At 71.8% G+C, this 12,936-nt stretch carries 11 protein-coding genes; 4 read left to right on the top strand and 7 right to left on the bottom strand.

Translation table 11 applies throughout. The features are described from left to right. The first annotated feature begins 38 nt into the window (after positions 1-38). Complete coding sequence (gene catC / locus RF644_RS00615; protein WP_368794950.1) at positions 39-317, top strand: muconolactone Delta-isomerase; 279 nt, start codon at positions 39-41, stop codon at positions 315-317. An 89-nt stretch (positions 318-406) separates the two neighbouring features. On the opposite strand, the gene RF644_RS00610 is transcribed toward catC, so the two are convergent. The 5 genes from RF644_RS00610 to benA all read right to left on the bottom strand — a co-directional run bounded on the left by RF644_RS00610 (position 407) and on the right by benA (position 7,784). After that, complete coding sequence (locus RF644_RS00610; RefSeq protein ID WP_368794949.1) at positions 407-3,238, bottom strand: AAA family ATPase; 2,832 nt, start codon at positions 3,236-3,238, stop codon at positions 407-409. A 62-nt stretch (positions 3,239-3,300) separates the two neighbouring features. Beyond that, the gene (locus RF644_RS00605; RefSeq protein WP_368794948.1) at positions 3,301-4,128 is read right to left on the bottom strand and encodes a 1,6-dihydroxycyclohexa-2,4-diene-1-carboxylate dehydrogenase; all 828 of its coding nucleotides are present in this window, start codon (positions 4,126-4,128) and stop codon (positions 3,301-3,303) included. Continuing rightward, the gene (benC, locus tag RF644_RS00600) at positions 4,128-5,702 is read right to left on the bottom strand and encodes a benzoate 1,2-dioxygenase electron transfer component BenC (protein ID WP_368794947.1); all 1,575 of its coding nucleotides are present in this window, start codon (positions 5,700-5,702) and stop codon (positions 4,128-4,130) included. The genes RF644_RS00605 and benC overlap by 1 nt, the downstream gene beginning before the upstream one ends. A gap of 124 nt (positions 5,703-5,826) precedes the next feature. Continuing rightward, positions 5,827-6,363, bottom strand: a complete 537-nt coding sequence (benB, locus tag RF644_RS00595) for a benzoate 1,2-dioxygenase small subunit (protein ID WP_017832655.1) — start codon at positions 6,361-6,363, stop codon at positions 5,827-5,829. Positions 6,364-6,401: 38 nt separating this feature from the next. Further along, positions 6,402-7,784: a benzoate 1,2-dioxygenase large subunit gene (benA, locus tag RF644_RS00590; protein ID WP_368794946.1), complete on the bottom strand. Its 1,383-nt coding sequence runs from the start codon at positions 7,782-7,784 to the stop codon at positions 6,402-6,404. Between the two features lie 380 nt (positions 7,785-8,164). Here benA and catA point away from each other — a divergent pair, with 380 nt between their 5' ends. Next, on the top strand, positions 8,165-9,049 hold the full coding sequence (catA, locus tag RF644_RS00585) for a catechol 1,2-dioxygenase (RefSeq protein WP_368794945.1): 885 nt from the start codon (positions 8,165-8,167) through the stop codon (positions 9,047-9,049). 400 nt (positions 9,050-9,449) lie between these two features. Here catA and RF644_RS00580 read toward each other — a convergent pair whose 3' ends face one another. After that, positions 9,450-9,932 (bottom strand): MarR family winged helix-turn-helix transcriptional regulator, encoded by a 483-nt coding sequence (locus tag RF644_RS00580; protein WP_017832652.1) that lies wholly within the window; start codon positions 9,930-9,932, stop codon positions 9,450-9,452. 59 nt (positions 9,933-9,991) lie between these two features. Next, a complete protein-coding gene (locus RF644_RS00575) occupies positions 9,992-10,687 on the bottom strand; it encodes a hypothetical protein (protein ID WP_368794944.1) in 696 nt (231 codons plus the stop codon). A gap of 194 nt (positions 10,688-10,881) precedes the next feature. On the opposite strand from RF644_RS00575, the gene RF644_RS00570 reads away from it, so the two are divergent. Together RF644_RS00570 and RF644_RS00565 are read left to right on the top strand one after the other, a co-directional pair. Then, positions 10,882-11,958, top strand: a complete 1,077-nt coding sequence (locus RF644_RS00570; RefSeq protein WP_368794943.1) for a glutathione S-transferase family protein — start codon at positions 10,882-10,884, stop codon at positions 11,956-11,958. A 123-nt stretch (positions 11,959-12,081) separates the two neighbouring features. Beyond that, positions 12,082-12,927, top strand: a complete 846-nt coding sequence (locus RF644_RS00565) for a CoA ester lyase (RefSeq protein WP_133409133.1) — start codon at positions 12,082-12,084, stop codon at positions 12,925-12,927. Positions 12,928-12,936: the final 9 nt, after the last annotated feature.

Below are 12,936 nucleotides of genomic sequence, written 5' to 3'. Positions count from 1 at the left end.
TCTCAGCCCGAGAACCCATCCCGACGGAAGGACGCACCGTGAAGTACCTGGTCCACATGGACATCAACCTCCCCACCGACATGCCCGCCGAGGAGGCCGCGGAGATCAAGGCCACCGAGAAGGCCTACTCGCAGGAGCTGCAGCGCTCCGGGAAGTGGCCCGAGATCTGGCGCGTGGTGGGCGAGTACGCCAACTACTCGGTCTTCGACGTCGACTCCCACGACGAGCTGCACGACATCCTGCAGAACCTGCCGCTGTTCCCCTACATGGACATCACCGTGGTGCCCCTGGCCAAGCACCCCTCCGACGTGAAGTAGCACCGGCCCGCCCCGCGAGGTGGCGGACGACGGCGACCCGGCCACCGGCTGTCGCCGTCGTCCGCCACCTCGCGGTCGTCCGGGGGCCGTCAGTCGGGGGAGCGGTAGCGGGCGGCGAGCTCGCTGCGGGAGCGGATCCCCAGCTTCCCGTAGATGCGCGTCAGGTGGTACTGGACGGTCTTCTCCGCGAGGAACAGGGCCCGCGCGGTCTCCTTGTTGGTGGCCCCGCCCGAGACCAGCTCCGCCACCGCCTGCTCCTGGGCGGTGAGCTGCACGGCGGTGCGGCCCACGGCGGCGAGCACCGGGTCGGAGGGGTCCGGCAGGTTCCCGACGTCGAGACCGGTGGCCTTCAGCTCGCGGTCGCAGCGCTCCACGTACGTGGCGGCGCCCAGCGAGTCGTAGAGGTCCCGCGCGGTCCGCAGCACGGTGGACGCCAGGCGCCGCTTGCCCGCACGGCGCATGCTCTGCCCGAAGGCGAAGCTGATCCGGGCGCGCAGGTACGGGCGGTTGAGCCCGCGCAGGTGGCCCAGGGCCGCCTCGAAGTGCTCCCGCGCCGTGTCCGGGTCCCCCTGCGCGGCGAGAATCCGGCCCCGGGCCCAGGAGATGCGGGCGTCGTCGGAGGGGATCCGCCGCTCGCGGCGCACGCGCTCGAACACGGTGAGGAACGCGTCCGCGTCCTCGAGCCGGTCGGTCATCACGAGGGCGTTGACGTAGGTGTCCTGCCACGGCCAGAAGGAGACCCGCTCGTCGGTCCACGGGTCGAGGTCCGTCAGCGGCTGCAGCACCCCCAGCGCGCTCTCGTAGTCGGCGCGGGCCTCGTGGAAGCGGGCCCGCGCGAGACTGGCCGGGACCTGCATGGCCCGGTAGGTGCCCGGCTGCACGGCGGCCTGGGAGACGTAGTGGCGGGCCCGGTCCCAGTCCCCGCGCATCGACCACAGCTCCGCGGCGGTCCAGTACAGGAGCGGGCGGATGAGCGGCATCTGCGAGGTCTCGAGGCGCACCGAGGCGCGGGAGACGGTGGCCGCCGCGGCGTCCCAGTCGCCCAGCACCAGCTGGGTGCGGGCCAGCCAGGCCTCCGCCCACAGGGAGATCCGCAGGGACCCGCCCCGGTACTCGGTGGGGGCGGCCGCCTGGAAGTTGACGAGCGCCGTCTCGACGTCGTCGGCGCGCAGCGCCAGCCACCCGGCGCCCATCTGGACGCGCTGCTTCTGGGCGTTCTCCGCCGCGTGCTCGAAGGCGCGCTCGTAGGAGGCCTCGGCCTCCCGCAGCCGCCCCTGGGCGAAGAGGCCCAGTCCGTAGATCGCCTCGGACTCGATGTGGGCGGGGGTGCCGGGGGCGGTGAGGGACATCGCGGTCTCCGCCCACCGGGTGATGACGGGTCCGTCCCAGGAGGCCACGCCGTGCAGCACGAAGCGCTGGGCGATCTGCGCGGCGGCCGCGGGGTCCCGCTGCCGGTTGCTCGTGCGCCAGGCCATCTCGAGCTGGGTCTGCGCGCTGCGGTTCTGTCCGGACACCGTGGACAGGTAGCCGAGCACTGACGAGCGCAGGGGGGAGGACGGCATGGCGTCCACGGCGGCCGCCCACATGCCGGCCTGGGCGATGTCGCCCGAGCCGACCAGGGCGTCCACGGCCCGGAGCAGACGGTCGTTGCGGGCGCGCGTGTCCGCGGAGAGCCGGGACGCCGAGAACAGCGCCGTGGCGACGTCCTGCCAGGCGCCCACCATCGCCTGCCGCGCGGCGAAGGCCTCGAGCTCCACGGCCAGCGACTCGTCGGGCCCCGGGGTGGCCGAGACGCGGTGGCCGAGCCGCTCGCCCTCCTCGTGCACCACGGTCGCGGACCGCCGGTGCAGCGCGATCCGCCGGCTCGGCACGATCAGCCCGTAGACGGCCTCCGCGGCCCCCGGCTCGAAGAACTGCACGACCGAGCGGGCCTGGTCCACGGAAAGGTCCAGCAGCCCGGCGCGGTGGCCCTCGTCGAGGGCGTCCATCAGGGCGTCCACCCCGCTGACGTGGGCCACCTCGGACAGGCCCGCGCTGCGCCCCAGCACGGAGACGGCCTCGGCCGTGCGGATCAGGCCGGGCGAGGCCCCGGTGAGGACGCTGTGCACGCGGGCGCGCACCCGGGAACTCGCCGGCAGGTCCGCGAACCAGGAGTGCCAGGTGTCCTCGGGCAGCTCGCGCAGCAGCTCGAGCACCTGCTGGGGGAGCCCGCCGGTGTGCCGGACGAGCCGGTGCGCGGCGGTCGCGCCGAGGTCGAGGCCGAAGAACTGCCGGGCCGCGGCCCGGACCTCCTCCGCCCCGAGGGGCTCGAGGGGGAGGCGCTGGACCTGGTGGCCGGTGAGGAAGTCCAGCACCCCCGCCGGGACGTGCCACGCCTGCGCCGGGTCGAGGGTCAGCACGAACATGACCCGCTTGCCGTGCAGCCGGCGCATCACGAACACCAGGATCCGCAGGGTCTGCTCGTCCAGCCGGTGGGCGTCGTCGACGGTGACCACCACGCTGCCGCGGGTCTGCAGGCTCTCGAGGTGGGTGCTCAGGGTGGCGGCGTAGTTCACGGCCTGCGCGGGGCTCAGCTCCGCGACCGGGGCCGAGGGCGGCGCGGGCTCGCCGTCGAAGCCCCGGGAGGAGCGCAGGGGCGTGGCGAGCATGAGCTGGCTGTACCCGGCCAGGGCGAGCTGGGACTCCCACTCGTCGCCGGTGGCGCTGAGCACGCGGACGCCGCGCGCGGCGGAGCGGCAGTGGTCGAGGAACAGCTCGAGCAGGGCCGTCTTGCCCGAGCCCAGCGGGCCCTCGAGCACCACGGTGCGGACGTGGCCCTTGCGCACGGTCCGCAGGACCTCGAGGAGCTCCTCGAGCGCGGCCGCCCGCCCGACCAGCGGGAGCTCCTCGCCGGGTTCTCCGTGGTGCAGGCCCGCCGTCATGGCCGCGAGTCTACCCGTGGAGGGGGCGCGGCCACGGCGGCGGGCGTCCGCCCGGAGACGGCTCAGCCGAGGTCCCCGCCGGCGACCGGCAGGACGCTGCCGGTGACGTAGGAGGCCTCGTCGGAGGCGAGGAACACGATGGGCGCGGCCTGCTCGTCGAGCGTGCCGTAGCGCTTCACGAACGAGGAGTCCACGGTCTGGTCGACGATCACCTGGTACCAGGCCCGCTCCTGGGCGCTCTCGGCCTCGGGCCCGCGCTTGACCCTGCGGGGCGGGGCCTCCGTGCCGCCGGGGGCGGTGGCGACCACGCGGATCCCGCGGCCGGCGACCTCCATGGCCAGGGACTGGGTCAGCGCGTTCACCCCGCCCTTCGCCGCGGCGTAGGGCACTCGGTGCATGCCGCGGGTGGCCACCGAGGAGACGTTGACGATCGTGCCCGAGCCCTGCTCGAGCATGGCCGGGAGCACCGCGCGGCAGGACCACAGGGTGGGGAAGAGCGAGCGGCGGATCTCCTTCTCGATCTTCTCCTCGTCGTACTCCTCGTAGGGGCGGGCCCAGATGGTGCCGCCCACGTTGTTGACGAGCACGTCCACCCGGCCGTGGGCCGCGAGCGCGGCCTCGACGGCCTGCTGGGCCCCGGCCCAGGTCTCGAGGTCGGCGGTCACGGACGTGGCGGCACCGTCCGAGCCCGAGGCCTCGGCGGCGCGGACGATGCCCTGCGCCACGTCGTGCACCAGCTCGGCGCGGTCCACGAGGACGACGGCGCCGCCCTCGGCGCCGATCCGCTCGGCCACCTTCTGCCCGATGCCCTGCGCGGCGCCGGTCACGACCGCCACCCTGCCGGCGAAGCGGCCCGGGGTGAGGAACTGTCCCGCGTACGGTGCGCCCATCAGCGGCCGGCCTCCTTGGCGTCGATCGCCGTGGACATGGTCTGCTTGGCGTCGCGGGCGTGGGCCATGATGACCTCGCGGGCGCGCTCCTTGTCGTTGCGCTCGAAGGCCTCGACGACGTCCAGGTGGTCCTGGGCGACCCGGGCGAAGATCTCCGTGCCCCGCTCGAAGGTCGCGGCCATCTGCTCGCGCACGTCGAGCCGGCGGTAGGACTCCAGCAGCGTGGGGTTGTCGCAGACCATGAAGAGGTACTCGTGGTACTCCTCGTTGGTCCGCACGTACTCCTCGGGGTCCTGCACGGTGCCCGCGCCCACGGAGCGCGTGGTGGCCTCGGCGAGGCGCCGGAACTGCTCCAGCTGCTCCTCGGTCAGCCGGCCCATCACGAGCTCGGTGACGGCGAGCTCGAGGCCCATGCGGGCGTCGAGGTGGGCGAAGCTGTCCTCCTTGCGGAACTCCAGCCGGCCGGTCTCCAGCGAGGAGAGCGCCTCGGAGCGGGTCATGGTGTCCCCCTCGGCGGCGATCGTCTCGGGGGAGGGCGGCGCGCCGGTCTCGGCGTCGCCGCCGGTGGTCTCCTTCGGCGCGAAGCGCTCGAAGTAGAAGTTGGCGGGCTCGATCCCCTCGCGGTCCAGCCACGCGGAGACGGCGTTGACCATGGGGGGCGGGCCGCACAGGTAGATGTCGACGTCGCCGTCGTTGAGGTGGGCCGGCTCGATGATCTGGGTGACGTAGCCGGTGTGGGGGGCGGAGGTGCCCTCCTCGGAGGCGATGTGGTCCCAGGTGAAGTGCGGCAGCTTCGCCTCGTAGGCGCGGAGCCGGTCGAGGCCCACGATGTCGGCCTCGCGGGTCACGCCGTAGATGAGGTGCACGGGGGTGCTGGGCGGGTTCTCGGCGAGCTTCTCGAGGATCGACAGGAGCGGGGCCAGGCCGGTGCCCCCGGCGAGCAGCAGCAGGGGGCGCTTGGGCTCGCGCAGGAAGAACGAGCCGTAGGGGCCGCTGAACTCGACGGTGTCGCCGACCTGGGCGCGGTCGCGCAGGTACTCGGACATCGCGCCCTGCGGGGTGATGCGGACCATGAAGGCCGCGCCCTCCACCTCGGGGCCGCTGCTGAAGGAGTAGGAGCGCTCGGCGTCGGTGCCGGGCACCTTGATGTTGACGTACTGGCCGGGCAGGAACGCGAGGTCCTCCCGCTTCTCGACGTCGAGGGTGAAGGAGATCGTCGTCTCGGAGTGCTTGTCCAGCTCCTGGAGCGTGGAGGTGTACGTGGCCGCGGAGGTCTTCGCGGACTCGGCGGTCGCCGGGATCTGGATGGCCATGTCGGACTCGGGGACGGCCTGGCAGGTCAGCAGGTAGCCCTTCTCGAGCTCCTCCTCGGTCATGGCGTCGTCGATGAAATCCCCGGGGTCGAAGGAGCCGGAGTCGCAGAAGGCCTTGCAGGTGCCGCAGGCGCCGTCCCGGCAGTCCGCGGGAATGTTGATGCGCGCCTTGTAGGCGGCGTCGAGGACGGTCTCGTAGTCGCCGATCTTGACGACCTTCGTGACGCCGTCCTCGAAGCTGAGGGCTACCTGGTGGCCCATGATTTCCTCCTGGGTGGGGGGCCGCGTCGTCGCGGCCCGTGGGAAGTGCGGGGGTGCTCGGTGAGCACGGAGTGCGGACGGTCCGTCGTGGCCGGCCCCGGCGCGGGACCGGCCACGGCCGGCGTCAGATCATGTAGACGTCCACGACGTGGTGGATGTAGTCGTTCTTCAGGACGACCTTCTTCTTCAGGATCAGCGGCTCGTCGCCCGAGAGGTCGATCGTGTAGAAGCTGGTGCCGAAGTACGTGTCCGTCGTGTTGTAGCGGAAGTACAGCGTGAACCAGTTGAAGCGGACCTGCACCCGGTCGCCGTCGTGCTCGAGGACCTCCACGTCGGTGATGTTGTGCCCGGTGCGGGGGTCCGGCAGGGACGTGGCGGAGGAGCGGTCCGTCTTGATGCGGAACACGCGGTCCTCGATGCCGCCGCGGTTGTCGTAGTAGATCAGGGAGATCTCGTTCTGGGGGTCCTCGGTCAGCCGGTCGTCGTCGTCCCAGGACGGCATCCAGAACTCGGAGTCCGGGTGGTAGCACTCGAGCCACTCGTCGAACTGCCGGTCGTCCAGCAGGCGTGCCTCCTTGTAGAGGAACGCGCGCACGGTCTCGAGGGTCGCGATCTCCTCGGCGGTCTTCAGCGCCGCCAGGGGGTTCAGCAGGTTGGTCATGGTGTTCTGCACTCTTTCTGTGGTTCGGGGAGTCCGGGTCAGGCGGTCACGGGAGCGGACTGCGCGGCGGCGCGCTCCTCCGCGGCCAGACCCTTGTCCATGACGTCCTTCCAGAAGCCGTGCTGGACGGGGTACAGGCCCTCGTCCTCGGTGCGCACACCGGAGGCGATGACCTTGGTCATGCCGAGGGCCTGGGCCTGCTCGTCCGGGCCCTGGATCTCGTGCGCGGCGCCGCGGGACATGTCGTTCCACGGGGCGGAGGTGGCCCAGTAGGTCTTGTTGCAGGAGCGGAACTCCTCGAGGTCGTCCGGGGTCGCCATGCCCGTCGCGTTGAAGAAGTCCTCGTACTGGCGGATGCGCTTGGAGCGGTTCTCCTGGGACTCGCCCCTGGGGGCGATGCAGTAGATGGTGACCTCGGTCTGGTCCGCGGAGATCGGCCGGAAGTGGCGGATCTGCGAGGAGAACTGGTCCATGATGTACACGTTCGGGTACAGGCACAGGTTGCGCGAGATGTTGATCATGAAGTTCGCCATCTCCTCGCCGTACTTGTCGACGAGCTCATCGCGGCGGTCCCACAGCGGGCGGTCCTGCGGGTTGGTCCACTCCTGCCACAGCAGCAGGTGGCCGTGCTCGTAGGAGTAGAACCCGCCCTTGACCTTGCCCCACTTGCCGGCGTCCATGGCCTTGGTCTTGTTGGCGGAGTCGCCGGCGGTGCGGCGGGCGGTGGTCGCGGCGTAGTTCCAGTGCACCGAGGTCACGTGGTAGCCGTCGGCGCCGTTCTCCGCCTGGACCTTCCAGTTGCCGTCGTAGGTGTAGGTCGAGGCACCGCGCAGCACCTCGAGGCCCTCGGGGGACTGGTCCACGATCGAGTCGATCACCGTGGTGGCGTCGCCCAGGTGCTCCTCGAGGGGCAGCACGTCCGGGTTGAGGGAGCCGAACAGGAAGCCGCGGTAGGAGTCGAAGCGGGCGACCTTGGTCAGGTCGTGCGAGCCCTCCTTGTTGAAGTTCTCCGGGTAGCCGCCGTTGCGGCCGTCCTTGACCTTGAGCAGCTCGCCGGAGTTCTTGAACGTCCAGCCGTGGAAGGGGCAGGTGAAGGTGGTGCGGTTGTCCGTCTTGCGCCGGCAGAGCATCGCACCGCGGTGGGAGCACGCGTTGACGATGCAGTTCAGCTTCTCCTCCTTGTCACGGGTGATGACCACCGGGGTGCGGCCGATGTAGGTGGTGAAGTAGTCGCCCACGTTGGGGATCTGCGACTCGTGGGCCAGGTACACCCAGTTGCCCTCGAAGATGTACTTCATCTCCAGTTCGAAGATCTCCTGGTCGGTGAAGATCTCCCGCTTGGCCCGGATGAGCCCGTTCTCGCGGTCGTCCACCACGGCGTCGGAGAGGACCTCGCGGACGTGGGTCAGGTTCTCGGTCATGACGTGCTCCTTCTGGTCGGGCTGCCTGGTCGGGCTGCCTGCTCGGGATGTCTGGGCGGGACGTCTGCTCGGGACGTGCGGGCCGAAGTCTGCGACCGGCTCCTGCCGGACGGTACGGAGCCAGTCTGGCGCGCCGTGACTCCGCTCACATCAGGCAAACCCCTAGGAGTAACCCAGGGGGTGTTTATGCCGTATTGGGTGCAGAAAAGACGCCCAATTGATATTTGTCGCGTCCTGATCGCGCCCCTAGGCTGATGGAGACGTCGACGTGTCCGGTGTCACAGCCGGAGGGCCCGAGCCGGCGGCCGCGAGCCGCGTCGGGAGCGGCGGGCACGAGGGGCGTCCCTGATCACCGTTCAACGAGGAATGTGGAGCACACCATGACGGAGACCCACGCGGCAACGCGCAAGGAGAACGAGGGCACCGCGGTCGAGGCCGGGTCCAAGGCGACCGAGCGGTTCACCGCCTCGGGCAAGCTGGCGAAGCTGGACGTGCCGAAGGAGCGGGTGTCCCTGCTGGCCGGTGCGGCGATCAAGGCGATCAACGACATCGCGGTCCAGCACCAGGTCACCTACGAGGAGTACAACGCGCTGAAGGCGTGGCTGATCAAGGTCGGCACCGACGGGGAGTGGCCGCTGTTCCTGGACGTGTGGCTGGAGCACACCATCGAGGACGTCAACTCCCAGGAGCGCCCCGGCGCCGTCGGCACCATCGAGGGCCCCTACTACGTGCCGGACTCCCCGGTGCTGCCCACTCCCGCGACCCTGCAGATGCGCGAGGACGAGCCGGGCACCCCGCTGCTGTTCAAGGGTCGGTTCACCGACACCGACGGCAACCCGCTGCAGGGCGCCCAGGTGGAGATCTGGCACGCCGACGCCAACGGCTTCTACTCCCAGTACGCGCCGGAGCTGCCCGAGTGGCTGTTCCGCGGCACGGTGAAGGCCGACGAGAACGGGTACTTCGAGATCAACACCAAGCGCCCGGCCCCGTACCAGATCCCCACCGACGGGGCCTGCGGGCAGCTCATCGGTGCGGCCGGCTGGCACGCCTGGCGCCCCGCGCACATCCACATCAAGGTCTCGGCCCCGGGCCACCAGCTGGTCACCCAGCAGCTGTACTTCCCCGGCGACCCGCACAACGAGGACGACATCGCCTCGGCGGTCAAGCCCGAGCTGATGCTGGACCCGAAGCCGCGCACCGACGGCGGCGCGGGCGAAGAGGTCGTCTACGACTACGTCCTCGCCAAGGAGGGCCAGACCAAGTAGGACGCCGGCCCCGGGCGCAACGCCCGCGGCGCACGGGAGCACCCCCGCAGGCCTCGGCCCGCGGGGGTGCTCCTGTGTCCCGGCCGGGCCGTCCGGTCGCGCCGCCGAGCGCGCCCGTGGTCGCCTCCCGGGCCGCCGCGGCCGTCGAGGACACAAAACGCACAGGCGGCTTGCTCATGCAGATCACTGGGTCTAAGGTAAATCTGTCGTCGGCGATGGCCCGGAGGTGATCCCCCCATCTGCCTCCGGATGGTTCCTGCCGGCGACTGGTGTCCCATTCCCCCGATCGGGATGCCTGACAGGCCCTGCCGATCCCCCCATGCGGCAGGGCCTGTCCCCTGCCCGGGGCGGTTCCGGGCCGCGGACGGCCTCGGCCGGTGGGCGGCTCAGGCGCCCGGCGTCAGCACAGCCCCAGCTCCTCGAGCCGGGGGAGCACCTTGCCGGAGACGGAGAGCAGCGCGTCCATCTCCTCCCGGGTCAGGTGGTCGATCAGCGCCGCCCGCACGAGCTCCAGGTGGCCGGGGGCGGAGGCCTCGATGGCACGCCGCCCCTCCGGGGTGATCCGCACGTCGAGGCCGCGGGCGTCGCTGTCGCACGGCAGGCGTTCGAGCAGCCCGCGCCGGGCCATGCGGGAGAGCAGGTGGGAGAGGCGGCTGCGCTCCCAGCCGAGCTCGTGGAGCAGGTCGCGGGAGCGGATCACGCCGGTGCTGCTCTCGGACAGCTGGACGAGGACCTCGTACTCCGAGCCGGACAGCGCGCTGTCCCGGGAGAGCTGGCGGTCCACCGCGGTCTGCATGCCGCGGCTCAGGGCCAGGAAGCCGCGCCAGACGCGCTGCTCCTCGTCGGACAGCCAGTTGACCTCGTCGGTCTCCGGGTGGCTCATGCGGCGGTCCTCTCGTGGCGCGGGAAAGCCCCCACTATAAATTGACGTGTCAACAAATGTCAACCGCCGACAGGGTCCTCCGGCGGGTCCGGGCGGTCGCCGGCGTCGCGGCCGTACCGTGCCGGGCGGCGGTGGATCCACTCCGAGTCGTAGAGGTCGCCGGGCCCGCGCGCGGGCCGCCGGAGCCGCTCGGCGTAGCCGGTGGGGCGCAGCGGGGAGTCGTCGTCGTCGACCGGGGTGAACGAGGCCATGGCGACGAGTCCGAAGCCCAGGCCGGCCGCGACGACCAGCGTCATCCCCGAGACGACCAGGACGCTGACGTACTCGTCGGCCAGGTGCGCACCCGTGGTGCCCGCCAGCAGCGGCTGGACAGCGAACACCCCGGCGAGGGGCAGGAGGCCCAGCAGCAGCAGGGCGGCGGGGATGAGCCACAGCTTCGAGCGGCTCCGCAGCGGGGGCACCGAGGCGTCCCGGAGGGCCGGGTGCAGCTGGGCCTGGACGACGACGAAGCCCGCGAGCCCGGGCAGCCCGAGCAGCGCTCCGACCGCCCACCCCCACGCGTGGCCCAGGGCGGCGAGTCCGCCGCCGAGCAGGAGGCCCAGCAGGACGAGGGTGAAGGAGAGCCCGCGCGCCATCCGCCGGGCGGCCCGGGGCGAGGCCGCAGGCCCGCGGGCCGCCCGGGGCGCGGTCCGGGGCGGGACGTGCTGCGGGGGGAGGCGCTGGCCGTACTCGGGCTCGTTGCCGTGGGTGCTCATGGGCGGGCTGTTTCCGTGGTGGGAGGGTGCCGGACGCCTCCACTGTAGACCTCGCCTCCGACGGGAGCTCCCGCTGGCGCCCTCTCTGTGATTGACATATCATCAAAACGGAGGGGCGGGAGGTGCGGCCGTCCCGCCGCCGACCGCCGTCCCGGCCGGTGGCGCCCCGTCCCGCCGCACCGCGAGGAGCCACCATGTCACAGCGCAGCCCCCAGCGGTCCGAGCACAGCACCGCCGGCGCCTACGTGCATCCCGGCGAGGAGTTCACCCGGGACACCGCCTACATCGAGGACCGTATCGTCCGCGACCCGGCGCGCGCCGACGTGCCCGAGGGGGCGCGGGCCTGGCCCGTCGAGGCCGGCCGCTACCGGCTCGTCGCCGCGCGGGCCTGCCCCTGGGCCAACCGCACCCTCATCGTGCGACGGCTCCTGGGGCTCGAGGACGCCCTCTCCGTGGGGCTGCCCGGTCCCGTCCACGACGTCCGGTCGTGGACCTTCGACCTCGACGCGGACGGCAGGGACCCGGTGCTGGGCATCGAGCGGCTCCAGGAGGCGTACTTCGCCCGCTACCCCGACTACCCGCGGGGCATCACCGTGCCGGCGGTCGTGGAGATCGCGAGCGGCCAGGTGGTGACCAACGACTTCCCGCAGATCACGGAGGACCTCGCCAAGGAGTGGGGCGCCTTCCACCGCGAGGGCGCCCCCGACCTCTGGCCGGCACATCTCGAGGACGAGATGCGCGAGGTCATGCAGCGGGTCTACACCGAGGTCAACAACGGGGTCTACCGGTGCGGCTTCGCCGGCTCCCAGCGCGCCCACGAGAAGGCCTACGAGCGGCTGTGGGTCGCCATGGACTGGCTCGAGGACCGCCTCTCGACCCGCCGCTACCTCATGGGGGAGCACATCACCGAGGCGGACGTGCGGCTGTTCACCACCCTGGTGCGCTTCGACCCGGTCTACCACTCGCACTTCAAGTGCTCGCGCAACAAGCTCACCGAGATGCCCCACCTGTGGGGCTACGCCCGGGACCTCTTCCAGACGCCGGGCTTCGGCGACACCGTGGACTTCGAGCAGATCAAGCAGCACTACTTCGTGGTCCACGAGGACATCAACCCGAACCAGATCGTGCCCGTGGGCCCGGACCTGGCCAACTGGGTGTCCGCGCACGGCCGGGAGGCCCTCGGCGGCTCGCCCTTCGGGGCGGGGACCGCGCCGGGCCCCGTCCGGCCGGAGGAGCGGGTTGACGGACGTCACACGCCCCTGACCGTCTGAGCGTTCCGCCGGATCGGCGCGCGGCCTAGACTGGACAGCTCCTACGGCCCGGGCCCGTTCACGGGGACGGGTGCCCAGGGGGCCTCCCGTCCCCGCTGACCTCCTCCCGGAAAGGACCCTCACGTGGCCCCCTACCGCAACCAGCGCGCCGCCGCGCTGCCCGCCCGCCTGTCCCGCTCCTGGCTGCTCACCTCGGCCGCCGACCCGTCCGTCTTCCCCGCGGCCCTCGCCTCCGAGGCGGACTCCGTGGTCTTCGACATCGAGGACGCCATTCCCGCCGAGGGCAAGGACCAGGCCCGGCAGAACGTCGTCGAGGCCTTCCAGGCCGGGGCGAGCGCGTGGGTGCGGATCAACGACATCACCACGCCGTACTGGGAGCAGGACCTCGCCGCGCTCAGCCGGGTCGGCCACCTGCGCGGGATCATGCTGGCCAAGACGGAGCACCCCGACCACATCACCAAGACGGCCATGATGGCCCCGGCCGGCACCCCCGTGGTGGCGCTCATCGAGTCGGCGGTGGGGATCATGAACGCCAACGACATCGCCCGCGCCCCGGGCGTGTTCCGGCTCGCCTTCGGGGTCGGCGACTTCCGCCGGGACACCGGTGTCAGCGCGGACCCCCTGGCGCTCGCGTTCGCGCGCTCGAGCCTCGTGGTGGCCTCCCGGGTGGGGGAGCTGCCCGGTCCCATCGACGGGCCCACCCTGGGCGCCTCCGAGGAGGGCCTCGCCGAGGCGTGCGCCGTGACGCAGTCCATGGGCATGACGGGCAAGCTGTGCCTGGACCCGCAGCAGACCGACGGGATCAACCGCCACCTCGCCCCGAGCGAGCAGGAGATCACCTGGGCCCGCGAGCTCATCACGCAGCACGACTCCGGGCACGTGGTGGGCGACGGCAGCTATCTGCCCCGCCTGGCCCGGGCCCGAAAGGTCTCCGAGCTGGCGCAGACCTACGGTCTCTGGAACCGCTGAGCGCTCCGG

The sequence above is a fragment of the Kocuria sp. CPCC 205258 genome (genome assembly GCF_040981005.1).
Taxonomy (GTDB): domain Bacteria; phylum Actinomycetota; class Actinomycetes; order Actinomycetales; family Micrococcaceae; genus Kocuria; species Kocuria rosea.
Note: the sequence above shows the minus strand (reverse complement) of the source record. Positions and strands in the feature narration are given on the sequence as shown.